Annotated in this window: 26 protein-coding genes and 1 tRNA gene; 10 read left to right on the forward strand and 17 right to left on the reverse strand. The window is 69.0% G+C overall.

Features of this window, described 5'->3' with window-relative positions:
- Positions 1-5: 5 nt before the first annotated feature.
- Genes MC45_RS03785 through MC45_RS03800 form a run of 4 tightly spaced genes read right to left on the reverse strand, consistent with a single transcriptional unit; the run spans position 6 to position 4,855 of the window.
- Positions 6-1,601 carry a hypothetical protein gene (locus MC45_RS03785; RefSeq protein WP_245640902.1) on the reverse strand — a complete coding sequence of 532 codons (1,596 nt, stop codon included), beginning with the start codon at positions 1,599-1,601 and terminating at the stop codon, positions 6-8.
- Positions 1,602-1,606: 5 nt separating this feature from the next.
- A complete protein-coding gene (locus tag MC45_RS03790; protein WP_038666386.1) occupies positions 1,607-2,629 on the reverse strand; it encodes an AAA family ATPase in 1,023 nt (340 codons plus the stop codon).
- 23 nt (positions 2,630-2,652) lie between these two features.
- Complete coding sequence (locus MC45_RS03795) at positions 2,653-4,164, reverse strand: XrtA system polysaccharide chain length determinant (protein ID WP_038659709.1); 1,512 nt, start codon at positions 4,162-4,164, stop codon at positions 2,653-2,655.
- 46 nt (positions 4,165-4,210) lie between these two features.
- Entirely contained in the window at positions 4,211-4,855 is a 645-nt protein-coding gene (locus MC45_RS03800) for an XrtA/PEP-CTERM system exopolysaccharide export protein (RefSeq protein ID WP_038659714.1), read from the reverse strand.
- 165 nt (positions 4,856-5,020) lie between these two features.
- On the opposite strand from MC45_RS03800, the gene MC45_RS03805 reads away from it, so the two are divergent.
- Positions 5,021-5,455 carry a DUF4879 domain-containing protein gene (locus tag MC45_RS03805; protein WP_038659716.1) on the forward strand — a complete coding sequence of 145 codons (435 nt, stop codon included), beginning with the start codon at positions 5,021-5,023 and terminating at the stop codon, positions 5,453-5,455.
- 13 nt (positions 5,456-5,468) lie between these two features.
- On the opposite strand, the gene MC45_RS03810 is transcribed toward MC45_RS03805, so the two are convergent.
- Both MC45_RS03810 and MC45_RS03815 read right to left on the reverse strand, forming a co-directional pair.
- Positions 5,469-6,683 carry a pyridoxal-dependent decarboxylase, exosortase A system-associated gene (locus MC45_RS03810; RefSeq protein ID WP_038659720.1) on the reverse strand — a complete coding sequence of 405 codons (1,215 nt, stop codon included), beginning with the start codon at positions 6,681-6,683 and terminating at the stop codon, positions 5,469-5,471.
- The gene (locus MC45_RS03815; RefSeq protein WP_179944558.1) at positions 6,680-8,170 is read right to left on the reverse strand and encodes an AMP-binding protein; all 1,491 of its coding nucleotides are present in this window, start codon (positions 8,168-8,170) and stop codon (positions 6,680-6,682) included. Before MC45_RS03815 ends, MC45_RS03810 begins: the two co-directional genes overlap by 4 nt.
- A gap of 82 nt (positions 8,171-8,252) precedes the next feature.
- Between MC45_RS03815 and MC45_RS03820 the strand changes: the two genes are divergently transcribed.
- The 3 genes from MC45_RS03820 to MC45_RS03830 are packed head-to-tail and all read left to right on the forward strand — an operon-like array spanning position 8,253 to position 9,957.
- Complete coding sequence (locus MC45_RS03820) at positions 8,253-8,525, forward strand: acyl carrier protein (protein WP_038659723.1); 273 nt, start codon at positions 8,253-8,255, stop codon at positions 8,523-8,525.
- Between the two features lie 11 nt (positions 8,526-8,536).
- Positions 8,537-9,199, forward strand: coding sequence for a hypothetical protein (locus tag MC45_RS03825; protein WP_038659726.1), 663 nt, complete (start codon positions 8,537-8,539; stop codon positions 9,197-9,199).
- Positions 9,187-9,957 carry a hydrolase 1, exosortase A system-associated gene (locus MC45_RS03830; RefSeq protein ID WP_038659729.1) on the forward strand — a complete coding sequence of 257 codons (771 nt, stop codon included), beginning with the start codon at positions 9,187-9,189 and terminating at the stop codon, positions 9,955-9,957. Before MC45_RS03825 ends, MC45_RS03830 begins: the two co-directional genes overlap by 13 nt.
- 277 nt (positions 9,958-10,234) lie before the next feature.
- On the opposite strand, the gene trxB is transcribed toward MC45_RS03830, so the two are convergent.
- Complete coding sequence (trxB, locus tag MC45_RS03835) at positions 10,235-11,203, reverse strand: thioredoxin-disulfide reductase (RefSeq protein ID WP_038659732.1); 969 nt, start codon at positions 11,201-11,203, stop codon at positions 10,235-10,237.
- A 151-nt stretch (positions 11,204-11,354) separates the two neighbouring features.
- On the opposite strand from trxB, the gene MC45_RS03840 reads away from it, so the two are divergent.
- Genes MC45_RS03840 through fdhD form a run of 4 tightly spaced genes read left to right on the forward strand, consistent with a single transcriptional unit; the run spans position 11,355 to position 15,549 of the window.
- Positions 11,355-11,918 carry a DUF922 domain-containing protein gene (locus MC45_RS03840; protein WP_169742518.1) on the forward strand — a complete coding sequence of 188 codons (564 nt, stop codon included), beginning with the start codon at positions 11,355-11,357 and terminating at the stop codon, positions 11,916-11,918.
- Positions 11,919-11,975: 57 nt separating this feature from the next.
- Complete coding sequence (locus MC45_RS03845) at positions 11,976-14,270, forward strand: FdhF/YdeP family oxidoreductase (protein WP_179944559.1); 2,295 nt, start codon at positions 11,976-11,978, stop codon at positions 14,268-14,270.
- A gap of 11 nt (positions 14,271-14,281) precedes the next feature.
- Complete coding sequence (locus MC45_RS03850) at positions 14,282-14,770, forward strand: molybdenum cofactor guanylyltransferase (RefSeq protein WP_156143889.1); 489 nt, start codon at positions 14,282-14,284, stop codon at positions 14,768-14,770.
- The gene (gene fdhD / locus MC45_RS03855) at positions 14,767-15,549 is read left to right on the forward strand and encodes a formate dehydrogenase accessory sulfurtransferase FdhD (RefSeq protein WP_038659737.1); all 783 of its coding nucleotides are present in this window, start codon (positions 14,767-14,769) and stop codon (positions 15,547-15,549) included. The genes MC45_RS03850 and fdhD overlap by 4 nt, the downstream gene beginning before the upstream one ends.
- Here the strand turns inward: fdhD and MC45_RS03860 are convergent.
- The 5 genes from MC45_RS03860 to MC45_RS03880 all read right to left on the reverse strand — a co-directional run bounded on the left by MC45_RS03860 (position 15,543) and on the right by MC45_RS03880 (position 19,048).
- Positions 15,543-15,839: a hypothetical protein gene (locus MC45_RS03860; RefSeq protein ID WP_038659740.1), complete on the reverse strand. Its 297-nt coding sequence runs from the start codon at positions 15,837-15,839 to the stop codon at positions 15,543-15,545. The genes fdhD and MC45_RS03860 overlap by 7 nt on opposite strands.
- Before the next feature lie 102 nt (positions 15,840-15,941).
- Positions 15,942-16,018 (reverse strand) — tRNA-Met (locus MC45_RS03865).
- 44 nt (positions 16,019-16,062) lie between these two features.
- Positions 16,063-16,566, reverse strand: a complete 504-nt coding sequence (locus MC45_RS03870) for a 2'-5' RNA ligase family protein (RefSeq protein ID WP_038659743.1) — start codon at positions 16,564-16,566, stop codon at positions 16,063-16,065.
- A complete protein-coding gene (locus MC45_RS03875; RefSeq protein ID WP_038659746.1) occupies positions 16,563-18,482 on the reverse strand; it encodes a potassium transporter Kup in 1,920 nt (639 codons plus the stop codon). Before MC45_RS03875 ends, MC45_RS03870 begins: the two co-directional genes overlap by 4 nt.
- Before the next feature lie 122 nt (positions 18,483-18,604).
- Positions 18,605-19,048 (reverse strand): Lrp/AsnC family transcriptional regulator, encoded by a 444-nt coding sequence (locus MC45_RS03880; RefSeq protein ID WP_038659749.1) that lies wholly within the window; start codon positions 19,046-19,048, stop codon positions 18,605-18,607.
- Between the two features lie 123 nt (positions 19,049-19,171).
- Between MC45_RS03880 and ald the strand changes: the two genes are divergently transcribed.
- Together ald and MC45_RS03890 are read left to right on the forward strand one after the other, a co-directional pair.
- Positions 19,172-20,278: an alanine dehydrogenase gene (gene ald / locus MC45_RS03885; protein WP_038666398.1), complete on the forward strand. Its 1,107-nt coding sequence runs from the start codon at positions 19,172-19,174 to the stop codon at positions 20,276-20,278.
- 58 nt (positions 20,279-20,336) lie between these two features.
- Complete coding sequence (locus tag MC45_RS03890) at positions 20,337-20,555, forward strand: DUF3072 domain-containing protein (RefSeq protein WP_038659752.1); 219 nt, start codon at positions 20,337-20,339, stop codon at positions 20,553-20,555.
- A gap of 316 nt (positions 20,556-20,871) precedes the next feature.
- On the opposite strand, the gene MC45_RS03895 is transcribed toward MC45_RS03890, so the two are convergent.
- The 5 genes from MC45_RS03895 to ccmE are packed head-to-tail and all read right to left on the reverse strand — an operon-like array spanning position 20,872 to position 24,773.
- On the reverse strand, positions 20,872-21,489 hold the full coding sequence (locus MC45_RS03895; RefSeq protein WP_245640832.1) for a tetratricopeptide repeat protein: 618 nt from the start codon (positions 21,487-21,489) through the stop codon (positions 20,872-20,874).
- Between the two features lie 11 nt (positions 21,490-21,500).
- Positions 21,501-21,905: a cytochrome c-type biogenesis protein gene (locus tag MC45_RS03900; protein WP_038659758.1), complete on the reverse strand. Its 405-nt coding sequence runs from the start codon at positions 21,903-21,905 to the stop codon at positions 21,501-21,503.
- The gene (locus MC45_RS03905) at positions 21,902-22,429 is read right to left on the reverse strand and encodes a redoxin family protein (protein WP_038659761.1); all 528 of its coding nucleotides are present in this window, start codon (positions 22,427-22,429) and stop codon (positions 21,902-21,904) included. The genes MC45_RS03900 and MC45_RS03905 overlap by 4 nt, the downstream gene beginning before the upstream one ends.
- Entirely contained in the window at positions 22,426-24,342 is a 1,917-nt protein-coding gene (locus tag MC45_RS03910; RefSeq protein WP_038659765.1) for a heme lyase CcmF/NrfE family subunit, read from the reverse strand. Before MC45_RS03910 ends, MC45_RS03905 begins: the two co-directional genes overlap by 4 nt.
- Positions 24,339-24,773 (reverse strand): cytochrome c maturation protein CcmE, encoded by a 435-nt coding sequence (gene ccmE, locus MC45_RS03915; RefSeq protein WP_038659768.1) that lies wholly within the window; start codon positions 24,771-24,773, stop codon positions 24,339-24,341. Before ccmE ends, MC45_RS03910 begins: the two co-directional genes overlap by 4 nt.
- Positions 24,774-24,804 lie beyond the last annotated feature (31 nt).

Genomic DNA, 24,804 nt, shown 5'->3' on the forward strand with positions numbered 1-24,804 from the left:
TGCCCTTAGAACGAGTAGCGCGCGGCAAGCAGTGCCTGCGCCGACCAAGCGGTATCCACGTCACCGGTATCGAACGCGTAAACGCCCGCGCTCGCCGTGGTGGTGATCCGCCCGAAACTGTGACCATAACTCGCCGTACCGCCATAGGACCAGAGCCCGGCGCTGCGTGCGATCCCCGATTCGTAGTAATTGACGAACAGATTGGCGTCGAACGTCGACAGCGCGGTCAGCGTGCGGTTGAAGAACAGCTGCGCATAGGCGCTCTGGTCCTCGATCCCGTACAGCGTCACGCCGGGCACGTCGTCGCGGTTGAACAGCTTGCGGTTGGCATAGCCGACGCCGCCGCCATAGGTCGACCGTCCGCGCGTGATCGACAGCACCGCGTCGACGCCGCGCGCGCGATAGCTTGCGGTCGAGATCGACTGGAACACGTCGTTAAGGCAGCCACCCGGCGTCGATCCGCTGGTCGAGAATATGCAGCCGTTATATTGCTGGGTGAAGGCGTCGCGCGCCGACAGGAAGCTGGTCGGCAGATTGGCGAGCCCGGTGCGCAACTGCCGGCCGAAGGTGGTGACGCTGTCATAGACGTCGGCGGCGAAGCCGACATGCTCCGACGCCTGATAGGTCAGCAGCCCGGTATAGCTCAGCGAGCCGTAACGCTTGCCGACATGCGCCTCCGCCGACAGCCGCCGGTTGGGCCGCCACACCACGCCGGCATCGTAATAGACGCCGTCGGTACGATAGGCGATCTGGCGCGGTGCCGCCGGATCGGTGACGAACCGTCCGTCGCGATCGACCACCGGCGCGCCCGCCGCATCGGTCAGCGCCGCGCGGTTGCTCGTCTCGACCCGCTCGTACCCGACCCCGCCGGTCAGCGCGACATAGGGCGAGACCGGCAGCAGCGCGTCGCCGCGTACCCGCCAGCTCTGGTAGCGGCCGTCGAGCTGACCGGCATCCTCGCGCTCCCAGCCGCCGCTTGCGGTCAGACCGACCGGCAGCACCTGCCCCGGCCGCACGCTGGCGCTGACCCCCGCCGCCTGGCCGAACGAATCGTCGTAATAATCGAGCCGCGGCTGTCCCGCCGCCACCGCGGTGAAGCTCGGGCTCTCGACCTTGGTATAGCCCGCCTGATAGCTTGTCGCGATCGCCACCGGCCCGGCCTGCGTCGCATAGCTTGGACCGCCATAGACCGCATAGACCTGGCTGATGTTGTCGACATTGCCGACCAGCACGCCCGGCGCCGCGCCGCGGATGTCGGAGCGGCTGCGCGTCGCGATGCCGCCCGCCTCCAGCGTCAGCCCGCGCGCGACCTGCGCCGACACCCGGGCGAGCCCGGTATGGATGTCGTCGTCGCCGATGCGGTCGTCCCAGGCGATCCGCCGTTCGTAGCGATAGGACAATTGTCCCGTGAGCCGCGCGCTGCTCGCGGCGACGTCGATCCCCGCGGCGATCGTCGAATAGGTCAGCACGTCGCCGGAATTGAGATCGGCGTCGAGCACCTGACCCAGCTCGATATAGGGCACGGCATTCAGCCGCCGGCTCTGCGCCTCGGCCTGACCGGCGACCGCCAGCGCGGCCAGCCCCACTCCCACCGACAGCATCCGGATCACTTGCCGGGCTCCTGCCCGTAATAGGTGCCGTAGCGATGGCCGCCGGGGACGAAGGACACGGCGTTGAGCACCAGCGCGATCTCGTCGCAGCCGTCGAGCCGCTGCACCGCCTCGCGTAACTCGTTCTCCGGCGTGCGGTCGGCGCGCACCACCAGCACCACCTGCCCGACCAGCATCGCCAGCACCGCCGCCGGCGACGCCGCCAGCGCCGGCGGCGAATCGAAGATCACGATGCGCCGCGGATTGGCTTCGAGCAGCCGCGCGAGCACCTCGCGCGTCCGCGCCGAGGCGAGCAGCTCGGTGTCGGTCGCGGTCTTGGTCCCCGCCGGCAGGATCGCCAGCCCGCCGACATCGGTACGGATCACCAGGCTCTCGACGTCGATCCGGCTGTCGGCGAGCGCGTCGAGCAGCCCCGGCTGTTCGGCGAGGCCGAGCCGGGCGAGCACGTCGGGCTTGGCGAAATCGGCATCGACCAGCAACACCTCGGTGTCGCGCTCCGCCGCCATCGACAGCGCCAGATTGACCGCGCAGAAGGTCTTGCCGTCCCCCGGCCGCGCCGAACAGACGAGCGCAGTACGCGCCCGGTCGCGCGCCGCGGGATCGTCGCGCCCGGCCCGCGCGACGCGCTCGCGGGTGATAAGCAATTGCCGCTTGATGAGCCGGAATTCCTCGGCGAGCGGGCCGACCGGCGCGCCCGGGACGATCATGCCCGCCTCGGCGAGCATGCCGCGGTCGATCCCGGCGATATCGGTCAGCTCGGGCGTCTCGTAGAAGGCGTCGGGGAGCTCGTGGCCAACGGGCGCACGCAATTCCGCCGGAATCGCGAGGAAGGTCGGGTCCGCACCGGGATCAGCGGCGGTCCAGGCGTCGACCGGCGGCGGTGGCGGCGGCGGTGCGGCGACCGCCTCCAGCACCGGCAGGTCGAGCGCCGGCGCCCGGCGACGCAGGTGCGTGCCGAAATCATAGACGCGCGCGGCGCGCTCGAGCAGCGATTCGCCACGATCCGGCGTCGGCGTCATCTCGTCGTCCCGTCGCAACCCGTTCATGCCGCCATCCCCCGTTGCAGCACTTCGACGCCGAGCAGCAGCACATAGGCCGCGACTAGGCCGGCGGTGCCGCCGAGGAACAGCTTGAGCCGTTTGGTACGCTGGTCTGCCTGCATCCGCGTCACCACCTCGCCGATCGAGCCGATCACCGGCATGCCGGTCGCCTTCTCCAGCCGCGGCCCGGTCGCAAAGGTCGCGCGCAACTGGCCGAGCGCGAACGCCGCACCGATCCCGGCGGCGAGCCCGGCGATCAACACGCCGGTCAGCAGCAGCATTCGGTTGGGCGCGGTCGGCGCGCGCGGCATCGTCGGCGGGTCGATCACCGAGAATTTGACGTTGTCGGTCTGCGTCTGTGCTTGGCCGCGCAGCGCGATCTGCTGGCGCTGGGTCAGCAACTGGTCGTATTGATCCTTGAGCACCTGATAGTCGCGGTCGATCTGGCCCTGCTCCGCCGCCACTTCGGGATCGCCCGACAATTTGGCGTTGAGCTGGTCGAGGTCGCCCTGCAATTGCGCCTTGCGCATCTTGAGCGCCGCCACCGCCGACTGTTTGTCCGCCATCATCGACTGCAGCGAGAGGTACAAGGGATTGGGCGTACCGCCGCCACCCGCGCCGACCGGCTCGCCGCGCGCCGCCGCCTGCGCGGCCGCGAGCTGCCGCTTGAGCGCCACCACATCGGGATGCTGGTCGGTATAGCCGCGCGCCCGCGCATCGGCGAGCTGGCCCTGGATCGCGTTGAGCGCCGCCCGCGCCGGCCCGGCGGCGACGCCGCCCGCACCCGGGATCGACGCCGGCGTCCCCGCCATCTGCCCCTGCACCGCCGCCAGGCTCGACTGCGCCGCGGCGAGATCGCCGTCGACCTGCGCCATCTGGCTGCGCGACGCACCGATGCGGTCGCCGACCGATCCGGTGCCCGGCAGGGAGCCGAGGTAGCGCGTCTGGAAGTCGGCGCGCTTGGCGTCCAAGTCGGCGAGCTGCTTCTGCAACTGGTCGAGCTGCTTGTTGAGGAAATCGAGGCTCTGCGTCGTCTGGCTGCGATCGCGGCCGAGGTTCTGCTCGACGAAGATGTCGATCAATTTCTGCGTGATCGCCCGCGCCAGCTTGGGGCTGGCGGCGGTCGTCGTGATCTGGAACAGATTGTCCTGCTGGCTCTCGACCTTGATCGCGCTGGCGAGGCCGGCGACGCGATCGGCGACGTCGCGATCGCTCGACACCGTCTGCGCCAGATCGGTGCCGCGCACCACCTTCTCGAGGTTGACCGCGCTGATCAGCGTCTGGCGGATCGTGTCGACGTCCTTCTGCTGCGTCTGCGCCGGCGCGTCCATCGACGCGGGCAGGATCGACTGCATCTGCACGAAGACGCGCGCGCGCGATTCGTAGCGGCTCGGCATCTGGCTGACTACGAACCAGCCGGCGACGCACACCCCCCACGCCACCGCCAGCGCGAGCCAGCGCCGCGTCCAGATCGCATGCAGCGCCAGCCGCACCTCGTCGTAGAGGCCGTTCATCGCGCGCCGATCCCGCCGGGCCGGTTCAGGACACCCACGCCCACGCTCAGAACATCGATTCGGGGATGATGATGACGTCGCCCGGTTGCAGGCTGACGTTGGCGCTCGAATCGCCCTTCTTGAGCAGATCGGCGATCTGCAGCTTATATTCCTGCTGCTCCCCGGTCTTGCGATCGTGGCGCACCAGCTTCGCCTTGTTGCCCGCGGCATATTGGTTGAGCCCGCCCACCGCGATCATCGCGTCGAGCAATGTCATATTGGCGCGATACGGGATGGACGCGGGCTTCTCGGTCGCGCCGATCACCCGCACCTGCTGGCTGTAGGTGCCCGAGAAATTCTCGACGATCACCGAGACGATCGGGTCCTTCACATATTGGCCCAGCGCCTGCTTCATGTCGGCGGCGAGCACCGACGGCGTCTTGCCGACCGCGGGCATGTCGTTGATCAGCGGCGTGGTGATGCGGCCGTCGGGGCGCACCTGCACCTTCGCCGACAATTCCGGATTGCGCCACACGAAGACGTTGAGCTGGTCGAGCGGGCCGATGACATATTCCTCGCCCGGCTGCTCCTTGCTCGCGACATAGGTCGCCGGCGGCAGCACGGGTCCGCTGGCACTGCTCGCACAGCCGCCGAGCACCGACGCCGCGGCACCGACGGCGAGCAGGACACGGACGGGAACACCGGAACGCATAATCTTCTCCTGACCCCCAGACGCAGGACCGCATTACGATGCGGGGCGCGTGCGGCACGTCATGGGGCGGGAGAGGTGAAGATAGCGTTAGGAACGCTAGGTCAACGATTTCGCCGACATGCCGACGCCCTCCCCAAGGCCGCCGGCCTTCGTTATCATGAAGCGATGATCCGTGCTCTTCTTTTGGTGACCGCGTCGTTCACCTTCGCCGATCCCGTTTCGGCACAGTCGCTGCCGCTGCTGACCGATCTCCAGATCACCGCGGTCAGTTCCGCCACCCAGTCGGAACGGATCGCCCCCGGCCAGCAGCAGACCGCCCGCCGTCACAGCGGCCCGGTCAGCGTGGTCGTGACGGAGAGGGGCATCGGCCGCGCCCGGCTGCTTCGCATCGACGGCGAGGTCGCGGCGGCGGAAGCGACCCAGCGCCCGCTCTGCGGCGCCGCGGTGACCGCCGGCGCCTGCCACCCCGGCGACCCCGCCACCGGCATCGAGATCACCTATCACCTCGGCCCGCTGCCGTCCGGGACGCGGATCGGCGTACAGGACACGTCCGCCGCGCTTCCCGCCCGGACGCTGGGCGCGGAGATCGTGCTGCGATAGCCGCCGCGGCCGGTCAGCCCGCGACGATCTCCACCGCCGGCGGATGGCCGAGGAACCCCGCCGGGCTCGCCGACGCACCATAGGCGCCGGCGAGGAACACCGCGATCACGTCCCCCGGTTCGGCATGCGGCAGGCCGACACGATCCCCGAGCCGGTCGAGCGGCGTGCAGAGCGGCCCGACCACCGACACCTCTTCCGCCGCCGCGCCGCCGATCTCCGACGCAAGCGCCAGCGGATAATTGCGCCGCACCACCGTTCCGAAATTGCCGCTCGCCGCGAGCTGATGGTTGAGCCCGCCGTCGGTGACGAGGAAGGTCTCGCTTTGGCTCTTCTTGCGGTCGATGATCCGCGTCAGATAGACGCCCGCCTCGGCGACCAGCCACCGCCCCAGTTCGATCGCGAACCGCGCGCTGCGCAGCACCTCGGCGCGCCGGTCGAGCACTTCTGCCAAAGCCGCCCCGACCCGCTCGACGTCGAGCGGCACGTCGCCCGCGAAATAGGGGACGCCGAACCCGCCGCCGAGATTGACCAGAGGCGGCGCCGCCCCCGCCTCCTCGCCCAGCCGCGCAGCGAGCGCCAGCGTCGCCGCCTGCGTCTCGATGATCGCGCCCGCGTCGAGCGCCTGGCTGCCCGCGTAGATATGGAAGCCGCGCCAGTCCGCGCCGGCGGCGACGATCCGCCGCACCAGCGCCGCGGCGCGCGCCGCATCGACGCCGAACGGCGACGGCCGCCCGCCCATCTTCATCCCCGATCCGCGCAGCTCGATATCCGGATTGACCCGCACCGCGAGCCGCGGCGTCACGCCCAGCTCGTCACCGAGCCGCAGCGCGCGTTCCGCCTCGCCCTCGGATTCGACATTGAGCGTCGCGCCGCTGCGGATCGCGCCGATCAGCTCGGCATCGCGCTTGCCCGGCCCGGCGAAACTGATCGCCGCCGCCGGCTTGACCGCCAGCGCCGTCTCCAGCTCGCCCCCCGAGGCGACGTCGAGCCCGTCGACCAGCGGCGCCACGCGGTCGAGCAGCGCCGGCAACGGATTGGCCTTGATCGCATAATGCAGGTCGATCCCGCGAAACGCCGCACGGAACCGCTCCACCCGCGCCGTCACGATCCCGACGTCATAGACGAACACCGGCGTCTCCACCGCCCAGTCGGCGGCCGACGTCCCGGCGATCGTCAGCATGCCGGATTGCGCGGCGAACTCCGCCGGCAGGGGTCCCATCGCCTTCATGACGTCACCTCGTTGCGGATCGCGGCGCGATCCAGTTTGCCATTGGCGTTGCGCGGCAATTCGTCCCGCCACACATATCGTGCCGGCTGCATGAAGCTCGGCAGCAGCGTGCGCAACCGCATCCGCAACGCCTCCTCCTGCGCGGCATCGCCGGCGACCATCACGACGATCCCTTGCCCCAGCCGCGCGTCCGGCACGCCGACCGCGACCGCCTCGCGCGCCTCGCCGCCGGCGAGCACCGCCTCCTCGATCTCGAGCGGGCTGATCCGGTTGCCCGCGCTCTTGATCATCTCGTCGTCGCGCCCGACGAAGCGGAACAGCCCGTCCGCCCCCTCGATCACTTTATCCCCCGACCAGACCGCCAGCCCGCCGCTCGCCGACCAATCCGGTGCCGGCCGGAAACGCTGCGCGCTCCGCTCGGGATCGCGCCAATAGCCCTGCGCGACCAGCGGCCCGGCATGGACCAGCTCGCCCGCCTCGCCGATCGCGCGCGCGCCATCCGCGCCCACCGCCATCACCTCGGCGAACGGGATCGCCCGCCCCATCGCATCGGGATGCGCATCGATCAGCGCCGGATCGAGCCACGTCGAGCGGAACGCCTCGGTCAGCCCGTACATCGCCACCAGCTCCGCCTGCGGGAATCGCGACCGCAGCCCCCGCACCAACCGCTCGGTCAGCGCCCCGCCCGAATTGGTCAGCCGCCGCAACCGCGCCGCGGTCGCCGCCGGCCAGTCGACATCGAGCAACTGCACCCACAGCGGCGGCACCCCGGCGAGCGTCGTCGCTCCGATTCGCTCGACCGCCTTCACCACGTCGCGCGCAGTCAGATAGTCGAGCGGCGCCACCGCCGCCCCCGCATACCAGCTCGAAAAAAGCTGGTTCTGCCCGTAATCGAACGACAGCGGCAGCACGCCGAGCACCCGGTCGTCCGGCGCGATGCGCAGATAATGCGCGACCGACACCGCCCCGAGCCACAGATTGGCATGGCTGAGCATCACCCCCTTCGGCCGCCCGGTCGATCCCGAGGTGTAGAGGATCGCCGCCAACGCCTGTGGGTCCGCGGCCGACCGGCCCGGCCCGTCGCGATCCAGCGGCAGATCCTCGACCACCCGGCATCCCGCCGGCACGTCGCCCGCCTCCAGCGTCGCCGCCCGCGCCGCCTGCGTCACCAGCAGCGCCGCGCCGCTGTCGGCGAGGATATGCGCGACCTGCGCGCGCCGCAGCGCCGGATTGACGGGCACATGCACCAGCCCCGCCCGCGCCGCCGCCAGCGGCATGACGCAGGCGAGCGCCGTCTTGGGCAGCCACGTCGCCACCCGCTCCCCCGCCGCCAGCCCGAGCCCGCCGAGCCACCCCGCCGCGCTCGCCACCGCCGCCTCCAGTTCCGCGAACGTCCATGACCGCTCGCGCTCGATCAGCGCCGGCGCGTGCGGCGCGCCGCGCAGCAGATGGTCGATCGAAAACGGCGTGGGATCGGGCGACAGCATGGCCCCTCATAGCGTCACCCCGTTGCCGAATGCAGCCCCAGCCTCTAACGGGCGTCGATCCGCAACCGGTAAGGGCGCCGCTTTGCTTCCCGAAGGCTATGATACCGTCGAAACCACCGTCCGCGCCGTGCTGCGCGATGTGCTCGGCCTCTCCGCGGACCGCGTCGCGGGCTTCACCGCGACGACGCCGCTGTTCGGCGCGTTGCCCGAACTCGATTCAATGGCCGTCGCCGGCGTCCTGACCGAGATCGAGGACCGGCTCGGCATCCTGATCGAGGACGACGAGGTCGACGGCGACATGCTCGAGACGTTCGGCGCGCTCGTCGAGTTTGCGGCGAACAAGGCGCTCGTCTAGCGTCGCGCGGCATGGCGCCGCGCATCGATCATTACGACTGGGCCGGCGGCCGCGAGGCGATGCTGCGCTTCGGCCCCGATACCGGCCCCCTGCTAGTCGCCGCGCTGCCGCTGTTCGAGGAAGCCAATCGCACGCGCACCTTCACCGTCACGCTGCTGCGCGCCCTTGCCGCGCGCGGCATCGCCAGCGTGCTGCCCGACGTGCCGGGTCAAGGCGAGAGCATCGCACCACTCGCGACGCTGCCGCGCATGGCCGAAGCGCTCGCCGCGATCCCGCCGGAGGGTCGCCCCACCTATGCGATCGGTATCCGCAGCGGCGCGCTCCTCGACACCGCCGCGCCCCGTATTGCGCGCTGGCATTTCGCGCCGCAGACCGGCGACGACCTCGCCCGCCTTTTGCTCCGCACATGGCGGGCGGCGGGGAACAGCGCGCCGCAGCCCGACCCGATCGAGATCGCCGGCAATCCGATTCCGCAGGCGCTGCTGGCATCGTTCGGCGCGGCGGAGCCGGCCCCGGCCGATCGTGTCGTCCGCCTGATGACCGACCCCGCCGAGGCCGATCGCAAGATCGACGCCGCGCCGCTCTGGCGGCGCAGCGAGCCGGGAAACGATCTCGCGCTGGTCGAGATACTCGCCGATGACATCGCGGCGTGGCTGACCCGATGCGCAGCCTGATCGCCTTCCCCTGTGCGGGAGAGACGTTGGTCGGCACGCTCGATGCCGCCCCCGGCCGGACCGGCCTGCTGATCGTCTCCGGCGGCAACGAGATCCGCTGCGGCGCGCACCGCGGCATGGCGCTGCTCGCCGCCCATGTCGCCGCAGCGGGATATCCCGCCTTCCGCTACGACCGCCGCGGCATCGGCGATTCGACCGGCGAGAACAATGGCTACGTTTCGGCCCGCGACGACCTCGTCGCTGCCGCGACGGCATTTCGGGCGCAGGCGCCGCAGCTCATGACGATCCTCGCCTACGGCAATTGCGATGCGGCGAGCACGCTTGCGCTTTACGGCCGCACCGCGGGCATCGACCGCCTCCTGCTCGCCAATCCGTGGACGATCGAGGACACGGACGACCTTCCCCCCGCCGCAGCGATCCGCGCAACCTATCGCCAGCGCCTGACCAGTCCCGCGGCATGGGCCAGACTGCTCGCCGGCAAGATAGATTTCACCAAAGCTATCGACGGCTTGCGCAAGGCTTCTCGCACCATGCCGCAACCGCTGGCAACGCAGATGGTCACCGCCATCGAGGGATGGGGCGACGCGGCGACGGTCATCCTCGCCACCGGCGACGCCACCGCGCAAGCCTATCGCGCCGCCGCCCGCCACCTTCCCGCGCAATCGATCGAGACCGCCTCCCACAGCTTCGCCCGCGAGGAGGACCAGCGCCAGCTCCGTGCCGCCGTTCTGGCGGCGCTGGCGGGTGCCGGGATTTGATTCACGCGAAGACGCGAAGACGCAAAGATGTTGCGTTCGGGAATGCTCGGCGCGCCGTCACGTCGCTCTCCGCCCCCCAATCGTCACCCCGGCGAAAGCCGGGGCCCATGGTAACGATGGTCCAGATGGCGTGCGCAACCCCAGGCGATTGCGTGTCCATGGGTTCCGACTTTCGTCGGAATGACGAAAAGGTAGGCCGGCCGCCTCCAACAATATCCGCGCAGGCGGCCACCCCACACGAACCATCTTCGCGTCTTCGCGTCTTCGTGCGAAAATCCTATTCCGCCGCCTCGGCCATTTCCTCGAACTCCGCCGCCGCGAGGAACCGCTCCGCGTCCAGCGCCGCCATGCACCCGGTCCCCGCCGCGGTCACCGCCTGACGATAGACCTTGTCCGCCACGTCGCCGCAGGCGAATACGCCCGGCACGCTGGTCCGCGTCGAGCCCGTCTCCACCGCGATATAGCCGTCGTCGTCGAGCGCGAGATGCCCGCGGAACAGCTCGGTCGCCGGATGATGGCCGATCGCCACGAACCCGCCCTCGACGTCGAGCCGCGACTGCTCGCCGGTGACCGTATCCTCCAGCGTCAGCGCCACCAGCCCGGCATTACCGCCGCCATCGACGAACTCGCGGACTTCCTTGTTCCACAGAACCTTGACGTTGGGATGCGCGTGCAGCCGCTCCTGCAAAATCCGCTCCGCGCGTAAGGAATCGCGGCGATGGATCAGCGTCACGTCGTCGCTGTGGTTGGTCAGGTACAGCGCCTCCTCGACCGCGGTATTGCCGCCGCCGATCACCGCCACCTTCTTGCCGCGATAGAAGAAGCCGTCGCAGGTTGCGCAGGCCGACACGCCCTTGCCCTTCATCGCCTCCTCGGACTCGAGCCCGAGCCACTTCGCCTGCGCGCCGGTGGCGATCACCAGCACCTCGCCCTCATAGACGTCGCCGCCGTCGCCGATCAGCCGAAACGGCCGCTGCGACAGATCGACCTCGACGATCGTGTCCCACATCAGCCGGGTGCCGACATGTTCGGCCTGTTTCTGCATTTGCTCCATCAGCCACGGCCCCTGGATGACGTCGGCGAAACCGGGATAATTCTCCACGTCGGTGGTGGTGGTGAGCTGCCCGCCGGGCTGGATGCCCTGCACCACGATCGGCGCCATCCCGGCCCGCGCGCCATAGATCGCCGCCGACAGCCCCGCCGGGCCGGAGCCGAGGATCAGCATACGCGTGGAATGAGTGGTCATGGAAACAACGCCTGTCGGGGAAGTGGAAGATTCGGACCCTGATCTAGGGGATCGCAACGCGAATTTGAATGCCGTCGGCAAATCGCCGCCGCCCGGCCACGGCGATGGCGCGAAACGTCTATCATGAGCCTGCTGGCCGGAGCGGATGACGATGACATGGCGCTTGATCCTGTTTGCGGCAACGACGCCGGTCGATCCGGCGGCACTGGAGCGCCTGCCCGCCGTCCGCATCGTCTATTACGACGTTCACGGAACGCGCTATCGGGAGATCGATGACGATCAGCGGCGGCGGGGTCCGGTCGATCCTGCGGACGGCCAGCGTTACGACGCGTTCACCCGCCTGCGCATCCGCTGGCGCTGGCCGATCGGCCGCGACGGCCGATGCGATGTGCGACATCCGCAGGTGACCTACCGGATCACGGTGACGCTGCCCCGCCTGCACGATCGCGACCACGATCGCGACGCGGTGTCGCCCCTGTTGCGACGGCGCTGGGATCGTCGGGTCATGCATTTGCGCGTGCACGAGGCGGGGCATGTCGGGCTCGATCTCGCTTACGTCCGACGCGTGACGCAGGCGCTGCGCCACTCGACCTGTACGCCCGCCGATCCCGTCGCCGCGGCGCTCGGCGAGCAGCTCAATGCCGCCACGCGCGCCTACGATCGGATCACCGACCACGGGCGGCGGCAGGAGCGCTGGCATGGTACGGATATCTGACGGTTTCCCCTGCATCCAACCCACGCCCCGCGCGTTCCCGTTCGCGAAGCGAGAGGGATGACCGAAGTGGCCGACGACAAGATCAGTACCGAACCCTATACCGGTCCGTCCGGCGGCTGGGGGTCGATGAAATCGGTCGCCCGGATCAATCTGCGCGAGAAGGTCAATCCCGAGACGGTCCGCGAGCTCGCGCGGCAGAACAAGCCCGAGGGCGTGATGTGCGTTTCATGCGCCTGGGGCAAACCTGCGCATCCGCATATCGCCGAATTCTGCGAGAATGGCGCCAAGGCGACGGCGTGGGAGCTGACCACCTATCGCACCACGCCCGAATTCTTCACCAAGCACAGCGTCACCGAATTGCGCGGCTGGAAGGACTTCGACCTCGAACAGGCCGGCCGCCTCACCCATCCGATGAAATACGACGCCGCCAGCGACCGCTATGTCGCGGTGAGCTGGGACGAGGCGTTCCAGGACATCGGCGCCCATCTCAAGACCTACGACCCGACCAAGGTCGTCTTCTACGCCTCGGGCCGCGCGAGCCTCGAGACGAGCTATATGTGGGCGTTGATGGCGCGGATGTACGGCAGCCAGAACCTGCCCGATTCGTCGAACATGTGCCACGAGACGACGTCGGTCGGGCTCAAGTCGGCCATCGGCTCGCCGGTCGGCACGATCCACCTGTCGGATTACGACAGTTGCGACATGATCCTCTATTTCGGCCAGAACCCGGGCGTGAACAGCCCGCGCGCGCTGCACCCCCTGCGCGCCTGCGCCAAGCGCGGCGTCGAGATCATCGTGTTCAACCCGCTCAAGGAACGCGGGCTCGAACGCTTCACCGACCCGCAGAACCCGATCGAGATGGTCACCGGCAAGTCGACGCCGATCGCCAGCCAATATCATCAGGTCAAGACCGGCGGCGACATCGCCGCGATGATGGGCATCTGCAAATACGTCATCGAGGCGGACGACCAATGTCAGCGGATCGGCGCGCCCGCGATCCTCGATCACGCCTTCATCGCCGACCATACCACGGGCTTCGAGGCGTTCGCCGAGATGGTCCGCGCGACCGACTGGGAGCGGATCGAGCATGAGAGCGGCCTCACCCGCACCGAGCTGGAAGGCGTCGGCGCCATCTACGCCAAGTCGAAGCGCGTGATCTGCGTCTACGGCATGGGCCTGACCCAGCACGTCCACGGCATCGACAATCTGCACACGCTGGTGAACCTGATGCTGCTGCGCGGCAACGTCGGCAAGCCCGGCGCCGGCTTCGGCCCGGTCCGCGGCCACAGCAACGTCCAGGGCCAGCGCACCGTCGGCATCACCGAAAAGCCGGAACTGGCGCCGCTCGACCGGCTGAAAGAGCTCTACGATTTCGAGCCGCCGCGCGAAAAGGGCTGGGACACGGTCGAGGCGTGCGAGCATATCATCGCCGGCACCGCGCAGGCGTTCATCGGCCTCGGCGGCAACCTCGCCCGCGCCGTCCCCGCCACCGCCGAGATCGAGCCGGCGTGGCAGGGCATGGACCTGACCGTCAGCATCGCCACCAAGCTCAACCGCACGCACCTGCTGCCCGGCAAGACCTGCTATCTGCTCCCCTGCCTCGGCCGGATCGAGACCGACGATCAGGCGAGCGGCCCGCAGGCGGTGACGATGGAGGACAGTTTCAGCCGCATCTACGGCTCGCGCGGCAAGGCGACGCCCGCGGCGGAGACCTTGCTGTCGGAGCCCGCGATCGTCGCCGGCATCGCCAAGGCGACGCTCGATGCCAATCCCAAGCTCGACTGGGACGCGTGGGTCGGCGACTATGCCCTCGTCCGCGACGCGATCGAGGCGACCTATCCGGACAAATTCACCCGCTTCAACGAGCGGATGTGGGTGCCGGGCGGCTTCTGGAAGGGCGTCGAGGCGGCGCATCGCCAGTGGCTCACCGAGAGCGGCCGCGCGGAATTCAACGTGCCGACGACGCTCAACGCCACCGGCTTCGAGGAGGCGCCCGGCCGCTTCCGCTTGATGACGCTGCGCTCGAACGACCAGTTCAACACCACCGTCTACGGCTATCACGACCGGTTCCGCGGCATCAAAGGCACGCGCGACATCGTCTTCATGAACCGCGCCGACATGGCGACGATGGGGCTGGCGGAGCACGACCTCGTCGATCTCGTCGGCGACGCGGGCAGCAACGGCGACCGGCGGGTCAACAAATTGCTCGTCGTGCCCTATGACATTCCACAGGGGTGCCTCGGCGCCTATTATCCGGAGTGCAACATCCTGATGCCGGTGACCCACAAGGCCGAGCAAAGCCATGTTCCGGCCGGCAAATCCGTGCCCGTCCGGGTGGAGCGCACCGCCTGATCCTCGCCGCGATCCTCGCCGGCGGCCGCTCCAGCCGATTCGGACGGGACAAGGCGGCCGCCCTGTTCGCCGGGCGGCCGCTGCTCGACCATATGCGCGACCTCGGCGCGGATCGCGCCGACGCGGTGGTCGTCGTCGGGCGCGACGGCGGCGTGCCCGACCTGCCCGGCCCCGATCTCGGCCCGCTCGGCGGCATCGCCGGCGCGCTCTCTCATGCCGCCGCGCATGGCTTCGAGACGGTGCTGACGCTCCCCTGCGACATGCCGCGGCTGCCCGAGGCGCTGCTCGACGCGCTGCTGCGACGCGCGCCGAGCTATTGCAGCGAGGCGCCAGTGATCGGCCATTGGCCTGCCAAGCTGGCGCCCGAGCTGCTCGCGCATCTCGCCATATCGGAGCGTCGCTCGGTGACCTGCTGGGCGCGGGCGATCGGCGCGCTGCCCATCGCCAGCCCAGCGCCGCTCGCCAACGTTAACACCCCTGCCGACCTCGCCGCGCTGTGAGTGCCGCGCGGGCGGAAGCGACGTTGATCCTGCGCCCCGACGGCTCGGTTACCCCCGGAACGCGCGCGATCGCGGTCGAGACGCCCGTCGCGATCGAGGTCGACGGACTCGGCTATGCGGTGATGATGATGACGCCGCAGGATCTGGAGGCGTTCGCGACCGGCTTCATGCTCACCGAGCGGCTCGCCGACACCCCGGCCGACATCCTCGACATCGACGCCTATCACGCCGAGGCGGGCTGGATCGTCCGCATCGCGCTCGCCGACCGCTGCCGCGGCCGCATCCATGACCGCGTCCGCCACCGCACCAGCGACACGAGCTGCGGCCTATGCGGCATCGCCAGCCTCGAACAGCTCGCCCGCCCGGTGGCGCGCCGCCCCGACCGACCGACGGCATCGCCCGCCGCGATCTTCGCCGCGCTGGCCGCCGTCCGCGACCACCAGCAGCTCAATCGCGAAACCGGCGCGGTCCACGCCGCCGCCGCCTGCGCCGCCGACGGCGCGATCCTCGCGCTGTGCGAGGACGTCGGCCGTCACAATGCACTCGACAAGCTGATCGGCCGCGGGATGCCGGGCGCATTCACGCTGGTGACCTCGCGGATCAGCTTCGAGATGGTCGACAAGGCGCTGGTTGCCGGCACGCCGCTGCTCGTCGGCATTTCCGCCCCGACCAGCCTCGGCATCGACCACGCGCGCGCCCATGGCCTGACGTTGGTGGCGCTGGCCCGGTCCGATGCGATGCTGGTGCTGAGCGATCCCTGGTCGCTGTTCGCTCAGTGACCCCAATCCCAGACGTGCGCCGACCAGTCGCGCACGCCGGCCGCGATCCCCGCGAACCAGTCGATCACCATGTGCCGGTAGGCGCCGTCCAGAAACGCACCGTCGGCGACGATCATCACCATCACCACCGCGGCCCACAAGACACCGCGGTGCATCGGCTCGGGCTTGCGGACCAGCTTCACCTCGCTCGCGCGGCGGTCGGCCAGCCGTCGCTCGGGCAGCGCCGGACGCGCGACCGGCGCGGCGCGCCGCTCGCTGCGGCGTCGTTCGGGGGGATGGTGATAGGACATGACCGGTCTCGCTGCGCAGCACCGCCCGGCGTCGCACACCGAACGTTTACAAAGCGTTATCGCTGTCCGTATCGCTCACACCGGCGGGCGCTACCGAAGAAATGGTAGCGGAGGAGGGACTTGAACCCCCGACCCCAGGATTATGATTCCCGTGCTCTAACCAGCTGAGCTACTCCGCCCCGCCGTGTGAGGTGGCGCCTATAAGTGTGCGATGCAGCAGCCGTCAAGCGAACATATGCCGGGAAAGCGCTTCCCATGGTCCGCCGCGATACCACCAGGTCGCAAGTCCCGCGATCTCGACCTCGCGCGGCCGGAAATCGCGGCTGAGCGCGGTCAGCAGCAGCTTGGCGATATTGGGCTGCACCTTGTTCTGGATGGTGACGTGCGGTCGCCAGCCGCCCGCGTCCTGCGGCGTCAGCATCCCGACGAAGGCGTCGGCGAGTTCGGCGCGGATCGCGACCAGCTCGGGCGATTCGATGCGATAGGCGACGCCGCGCCCCAGCGAGATCAACCCGCCGACGCGCGCCACCGGCGCCGTCACGCCGCGCGTCATGCCCGTGAGCCGATGCTTCAGCTCGGCCTCCGCCGACGGCGGCAGATGATGGAACATGGTGAGATGGGCGGAGAGCTGGTTGCGCTCGGGCGGAAAATGCGCGGCGCGCTGCGCGTCGAACCAGCCCTGATCCTGCCGACCGAAGAGCGCGGTCACGATGATCGGCGCGGTCAAATCTCCACCTGACTGCCGAGCTCGACGACCCGGTTCGTCGGCAGGCGGAAGAATTCCATCGCGCTTTCGGCGTTGCGCAGCATCCACGAGAACAGTTTCTCGCGCCACAGCATCATGCCGGGCCGCTCGGAGGGCAGCAACGTCTGGCGCGACAGGAAGAAGCTGGTGTCCATCATCTTGAAGTCGGTGCCGCAGCTATGGACGCGCTTGAGCGCCGCCGGCACGTCGACCTCTTCCATAAAGCCGTAGCGCAGGATCAGGCGGAAGAATCCGTCGCCCATCTCCTCGTTGCTCGCGCGCTCGGCCTCGGGCCAATAGGGCTGCTGGACGATCTTGACGGTGAGCAGGATGACGCGCTCGTGCAGCACCTTGTTGTGCTTGAGATTGTGCAGCAGCGCATGCGGCACGCCGTCCGACGACGAGGTCATGAACACGGCCGTCCCCGGCACCCGGCTCGCCGAGCTGGCGGCGGAGGTGATGAACACCTTGATCGGCATCGCCGCCTCGCGCAGCCGGTCCATCATCAGCTGCCGCCCCTTCGACCAGGTGGTGAGGAAGGTGAAGACGATGAAGCCGACCATCAGCGGGAACCAGCCGCCATCGGGTACCTTGGTGAGGTTCGCCGAGAAATAGGCGCCGTCGACGAGGAAGAAGACCGCGAGCAGCGGCGCGGCGGCATAGATCGGCCAGTTCCACAGCCGGGTCAGCGCGACGCCGAGCAGGCAGGTGTCGATGAACATCGCCCCCGTCACCGCGATGCCATAGGCCGAGGTAAGGTTGGACGAGGTGCGGAAGAACAGCACCAGCAGGATCACCATCACCATCAGCATCCAGTTGACGATCGGAATGTAGATCTGCCCGGCGGTCGCCGCGCTGGTATGTTCGATGCGCAGCCGCGGCATGAAGCCGAGCTGGATCGCCTGTTGCGTGACCGAGAAGGCGCCCGAGATCACCGCCTGGCTGGCGATGATCGCCGCCATCGTCGCGAGCAGCACCAGCGGCAGCTGCAGGCTGTCCGGCGCCAGCATATAGAAGGGGCTCTTCAGCGCCTCCTGCCCGTCGCGGAACAGCAGCGCGCCCTGCCCCAGATAATTGCACATCAGCGCGGGCAGCACGAATACCAGCCACGACAGGCCGATCGGCTTGCGCCCGAAATGCCCCATGTCGGCGTAGAGCGCCTCGGCGCCGGTCACCGCCAGCACCACCGAGCCGAGTGCGAGAAAGGCGCGCACCGGATCGGCGATAAAGAAATGCACCGCATGATGCGGCGAGAAGGCCCAGAGCACCTCGGGCGTCTGGACGACGCTGATGATGCCGAGCACCGCGATCACCGCAAAATAAACGAGCATGATCGGTCCGAAGACGAGGCCGATCCGCGCGGTGCCGCTCTTCTGCACCCAGAACAACGCGATCAGGATCGCGATGACGATCGGCAGCACGAGCCCGGCGAAGGCCGGCGCGGCGATCGCCAGACCTTCCACCGCGCCGAGCACGGTCACCGCCGGGGTGATCATCGAATCGCCGTAGAACAGCGACGTCGCGAAGACGCCGAGCAGGATGATCCCCGCCGACCAGCGCCGGCTCTTGGTCCGCCCCGAGACGAGCGCGAGCAATGCGAGACTGCCGCCCTCGCCCTTGTTGTCGGCGCGCATGATGATCGCGACATATTTGATCGTCACCACGATCATCATCGACCAGAACATCAGGCTGAGCACGCCCATGATGTGCAGCGGATCGAGCGTCAGCTGGTGATGGCCGGCGAAGGTCTCGCGAAAGGCGTAGAGCGGGCTGGTGCCGATATCGCCGAAGACGATGCCGATCGCCCCGACCGCCAGCTTGAGCAGGCCGTCGTGATGGCCATGATCGCCCGAATCGTCCCGCGCACTCGGGACGGCGGCCGGTACGGGGCCACTCACGAGCGGTACGACCGATCCGACGCGCTGCGGAGACCGGCGCTGTTCCCAACCTGTTCCATAGACGCGCGCCTTAGCATGGGCTGAACGATGCGGGCAACGGCGTCGCGGCGCCGCCGTATCGATCAGGGACGTCTAAACACCTCGCGAATCACGAAATGCGACGCGAGCCGGGTGACGCCGGGCAACCGCGCCAGCGTCTCGCGATGGATGCGCTCGAACGTGTCGTCGCGCCGCACCTCGACGTGGAGCATATAGTCGGCCTCGCCGCTCATCAGGAAACAGTCGCGGATTTCGGGTACGTCGCCGATCTCGCGCTCGAACGCCGCCATCGTCTCCTCGCGCTGGTCGCGCAGCGTGACGTTGACGAGGACGACGCTGGGGTTGCCACGCGCCGCCTTGCTGAGCACCGCGCGGAAGCCGGCGATATAGCCGCGTTCCTTGAGCGATCCGACGCGCCGGTGCGCGGCGCTCGGCGACAGGCCGACCGCCTCGCCGAGTTCGGCGCTGGTCAGGTCGGAATTGGCGAGCAGATGGGACAGAATTTTTCGGTCGAGGGTGTCGATCATGAATCTCCCGCTACACTGCCATTCTGCGCAAGAAAATCCCGCTAGCCGTGTCGCTGTCGCAAAACATTGCGACCTTCTCCCGCCCGGTCGCGGCTATGGGTAGTCCAGAAGAGGAGAACAATGATGCGCATCGGCGTCCCCAAGGAAATCAAGAACCACGAATATCGCGTCGGCCTGACCCCGCCGTCGGTCGCCGAGCTGGTCGCCGCGGGCCATGAGGTCGTCGTCGAGACCAAGGCGGGCGCCGGTATCGATTTCGAGGATCAGGACTATATCGACGCGGGCGCGACGATCCTCGCCGATCCCGCCGCGGTGTTCGCCGCCGCCGACATGATCGTGAAGGTCAAGGAGCCGCAGGCGAGCGAGATCGCGCTGCTCGAACCGCGCCACCTGCTCTTCACCTATCTCCACCTCGCCGCCGACAAGCCGCAGGCCGAGGGGCTGATCAGGTCGGGCGCGACCTGCATCGCCTATGAGACGGTGACCGCGGCGCGCGGCGGCCTGCCGCTGCTCAAGCCGATGTCGGAAGTCGCGGGCCGCATGTCGGTGCAGGTCGGCGCGCATTATCTCGAGAAGGAACAGGGCGGCCGCGGCGTGCTGCTCGGCGGCGTGCCGGGCGTCGCGCCGGCGAAGGTCGCGATCCTCGGCGGCGGCGTCTCGGGCGTCAATGCCGCGCAGATGGCAGTCGGCATGCGCGCCGACGTGACGATCTACGACATCTCGAACGATCGCCTCGCCGAACTCGACATGTTCTTCTCCAGCCAGATCAAGACCGCGTACGCCAGCAAGGCGGCGATCGCCGCGGCGGTAAAGAGCGCGCATCTCGTCATCGGCGCGGTGCTGGTGCCGGGTGCGGCCGCGCCCAAGCTGGTGACGCGCGAGATGGTCAAGACGATGAAGCGCGGCGCGGTGATGGTCGATATCGCGATCGACCAGGGCGGCTGTTTCGAAACCAGCCATGCGACCACGCACGAGGACCCGGTGTTCGAGGTTGACGGCGTCACCCATTATTGCGTCGCCAACATGCCGGGCGCGGTCGCGCGCACGTCGGCCTTCGCGCTCAACAATGCGACGCTTCCGTTCGCGCTCAAGCTCGCCAACCTCGGCGCCGAGGCGGCGATGGCGGCCGATCCGCATCTCGCCAACGGCCTCAACGTCTCGGGCGGCAAGATCCGCCATCAGGCGGTCGCCGAGGCGCTCGACCTGCCGTTCGAGGCGTGGAACGGCTAAGCGGAACGAACGTGGAACAGGGTGGTTGAAGCCTCCGATACCAAGAGAGGCTTCAACCATGTCCGAGACCGAAAACCCCAAGACCCACCCAACCTCGAACGCCGAAAAGGATCCGAGCGACTGGACCACCGGCGACGAGACGATGACCGGCGCGCAGGCGAGCTACCTCAAGACGCTGTCCGAGGAAGCCGGCGAGGAATTCGACGATTCGCTGACCAAGGCGGACGCATCGAAGCGCATCGACGAACTTCAGGGCAAGACCGGCCGCGGCAAGTAATCACGCCGCTGGCGGAAGACGGGCCTCGGCGCTCAGGTATGAACGGACGTTCGCCTGGCGCCGGGGCCCGTTTCGCATGATCCTGCCCGGCGACGCAGACGGGACGCGCACCCGACAGGATCGCATGTGTCTCAAGCGTCTACATCCACAGCGCAAATACGCCGCGCTGTCCTACGCCACACCCAAGATGCTAGGGATCGCCGTCATTCGGCGCTCTTTCTCATTGTGATCGATCAGCACAGAATTGGAAACGATGAGGCCGGATCGTTTCCGTTCAGGTGTCCATCTTGTCCACGTTGCCACGATTTCGCCGCAATTACTGCGGGGCTTGCGTAGCCAGCAAACGGTCGAGCAAGTCGAGACGGACCGCGATGTCGCGGCGATAGGATGCCCCCTCCGGACACAAGGCCAGCGCCTTTGCCCACGCCTGCCGCGCCGCCGGATAGTCGTTGGCGCGGACATAGGCGAGGCCCAGAAAGAACAGCGGCGCCGGATGCTCGGGTGCGATCCGGACCGCCTGACGGAAGGCGAACAGCGCCGGCGGCGACAGAATATTGCCGTCATGCGTCGCCAGCGCGGTACCAAGCCCGGTCCACAGCATCAGGCTGCGCGGATAGCGGTTGAGCCCGCCGAGGATCGCCCGCACCGCCGACCGTCGGTCCCCCGACCGCGCCATCGCATCCGACGCGATCAGATAGGCCGCATCGGCGGTGAACCGGCCGAGCATCCGCTCGCGCAGGTCGACCAGCGACGGATCGTCGGCAACGCGCAAGGCCTCGGGCCGTGCCGGATTGGCCGGCAGCGTCGGCGAGCCCTGCCACGCATAGCCGGCCGCGCCGAGCATCAGTGCCGCGCCGATCATCGACCACAACAGCCTGTCGACCCGCAGCAGCACGAGCGCGGCCATTGCCGCCGCCGCGATCAGAATGAGCATCAGCCAGCCCATCAGCGCCTCCGCCGCCGAAAACTCGACCGCGCGATCACGGCACCGAGCACCAGCAAGGCGATCGGCGCGAGCCACAAGGGCCAAGTCGCGGCGCTGAGCGGCGGATCGTAGCTGACGTAATCGCCGTAGCGTTCGATCAGCCACGCGCGGACCGAATCGGGCGTCTCGCCCGCGGCGATGCGGCCGCGCACGAGCGCGCGCATGTCGCCGGCCATGCTCGCGTCGCTGTCGGCGATCGACTGGCCCTGGCAGACGAGGCAGCGCAGCGTCGCCATCAGGTCGCGCGCCTTCGCCTCCTGTGCGGGGTCGCGCAATTGCGTGTTGGCGAGCGCTGCGGGCGGCGTCGACGGATCGGCCGCGACCGGCGCCGCGATCAGCGCCAGCAGGAGCAGGGCATGCTTCATCGCGCGCTCCGGACCGCGGCGGCGATGGCGTCAACGTCCTCGGCGCGGATATCGCCGATATGCTGGAGGACGATCCGCCCCTTGCCGTCGATCACGAAGCTCTCCGGCACGCCCGACGATCCCAGCGCGAGTTGCACCGCGCTCTGCGCGTCGGCGCCGATCCGCTCATAGGGGTCGCCATAGCGCGCGAGGAAGTCGCGCAGCGCCGGCGCGGTATCGCGGATCGCGATCGCGTCGACCGGGACCCCCATCGCCTCCAGCCGCAGCAGCTGCGGCGATTCGGCGGCGCAGGGGATGCACCAGCTCGCGAAGACGTTGAGCAAACGGGGCTTGCCCCGTCGGAAGTCGGCGGTGGACAGGCCGGGCTTGCCCGCGACGATCGGCGGCAGCGCGAAGTCCGGGAGCGGCTTGCCGATCAGCGCGGACCGCACGGCGCGATCGGCGGGAGCGAACAGGCCGCTCGCCACCACCACCACGATCGCGGCGAACACCGCAAAGGGTAACCAGAGCAGCCACCGCCTCATGCATAGGCCTCGCGCGCCGCCGCCCGGCGCTCGCGGCGCCAGCGACCGACCAGCGACAGCGCGCCGCCGAGCGCGATCAGCGCACCGCCGAACCAGATCAGGGTGACGAACGGCTTCCACCACAAGCGCAATTGCCAGCGCCCCTGCCCGTCCGGCTGACCGAGCACGGTGTAGAGCTGGCCGTCCCATTCAGTGGCGATCGCGCTCTCGCTGGTGGTCGTCACCGGATCGGAGAAGAAGCGCGATTGCGGGCGCAGCACGATCCGTTCGCCGTCGCGGGTGGCGCTGAGCCGCGCTTCGAGCGCCGACCAGTTTTCGCCCACCACCGGTTTGATGCCGTCGAGCCGGACCACATAGGGCCCGACGCGCACCGGCTGGCCGACGCGCGCAGCGATCAGCGTCTCGGCGGTATAGGCGCTGTCGCACGCCATGCCGGCAAGGCTGACCGCGATGCCGAGATGCGCGACGACCATCCCCCAGGTGAACAGGGGCGTGCGCCACGGGTTGCGGCCGATCAGCGGCAGCACGCTCGCGACCGCAAGCCCGGCGGCGAGCGACAGGCCGAGCAGCGGCATCACCCCGGGCGGCGCCAGTGCGATCAGTCCGGCGCCGGTGAAGCCCGCCGCGGCGATCGGCCAGATCAGCCGGTCGAGCAGCGCGCCCGCCTCGTCACGGCGCCAACGCAGCAGCGGACCGACCGCCATCGCCACGACCAAAGCGAGCGCGATCGGCCCCGCCGCGGCGTTGAAGAAGGGCGGGCCGACCGAGAGCTGGACGCCGAAGCTCGCGGCGACGAGCGGATAGAGCGTGCCGATCAGCACGACGCCGAGGATCACCGACAGTAGCAGGTTGTTGATGACCAGCCCGCCCTCGCGGCTGACGAATTCGAAGGTCGTGCCGGCGCGCACGGTGCCGATCCGCGCCGCGAACAGCGCCAACGCGCCGCCGATATAGAGCGCGAGCAGCAGGAGGATGAACGCGCCGCGCTCAGGATCGACCGCGAAGGCGTGGACGCTGGTCAGGATGCCGGAGCGGACGAGGAAGGTGCCGATCATCGACATCGAGAAGGCGACCACCGCGAGCATCACCGTCCACGCGCGCAGGCCGTCGCGGGTGGCGAGGACGGTCACCGAATGGAGCAGCGCGGTTGCCGCAAGCCACGGCATCAGCGAGGCATTCTCGACCGGGTCCCAGAACCACCAGCCGCCCCAGCCGAGCTCGTAATAGGCCCAATAGCTGCCCGCGGTGATGCCAAGCGTCAGGAAAATCCACGCGCCGAGCACCCAAGGGCGCATCGCCTTGGCGAAGACCGGGCCGACGTCGCGGGTGATTAGCGCACCGACCGCGAAGGAGAAGGCGACCGAGATGCCGACGTAGCCGATGTAGAGCGTCGGCGGGTGGAAGGCGAGGCCGGGGTCCTGCAGCAACGGGTTGAGGCCGAGGCCGTCGCCCGCCGCCGGGCTGATCCGCGCGAAGGGGTTGGAGGCGAAGAGCAGAAAGGCGTAGAAGCCGAGGGCGATTCCCGCCTGCGCCGCCAGCGTCGCGATGAGCGTGCGTTCGGGCAGACGCCGTTCGAGAATCGCCACCGCGCCGCCGGCAAGGCCGAGGATCGTCACCCAGAGCAGCATCGACCCTTCGTGATTGCCCCAGGCGCCGGCGAATTTGTAGAGCCACGGCTTGGCGGAATGGCTGTTCTCGACGACCAGCTTCACCGACATGTCCGAGCCGAGGAACAGCGCGATCAGCGCCGCCATGGCGATCGCGGCGAGCACGCCCTGGACGATCGCGATCGGCCGTACCGCGGCGACCAATGCCCGCTGGCCGCGCGTCAACCCGAGCGCCGCCATTGCCAGTTGCAGCGCGGCGAGCGCGGCGGCGAGCCACAAAGCGGCGAGACCGGCCTCGGCGATCACGGCTTCAACGTCCGCGTCTCGTGCATCTTGCCGGCAAGTTCGGGCGGCATGTATTTTTCGTCGTGCTTTGCGAGCAAATTGGTGGCGGTGAAACTGCCATCGGGGTTGAACTGCCCCTCGGCGACGACGCCCGAGCGCTCGCGGAACAGGTCCGGGGTGATGCCGGCGAAGGTGACGGGCGTGGTGGCGATGCCGTCGCCGACGACGAAATGGACGGTGACGCCGTCCGGTGCGCGCTTGATCGAGCCTGCCTGTACCATCCCGCCGAGCCGTACCGCCCGGCCGAGTGGCAAGCCCTGCCGCGCGACGTCGGAGGGCGCGTAGAAGAAGGACGCCTGATCCTTGAGCGCCGACATCGCCAGCAGCGCCGCAGCGACCACCGCCGCGAGCGCCAGCAGCGCCAGCGTCAGCCGTTGATGCTTGGCCTTCACTTCTCGAGGCGCTTCATCGCCAGCCAGCTCG

It is taken from the genome of Sphingomonas taxi (assembly GCF_000764535.1).
In the GTDB taxonomy this organism is placed as follows: Bacteria; Pseudomonadota; Alphaproteobacteria; order Sphingomonadales; family Sphingomonadaceae; genus Sphingomonas; species Sphingomonas taxi.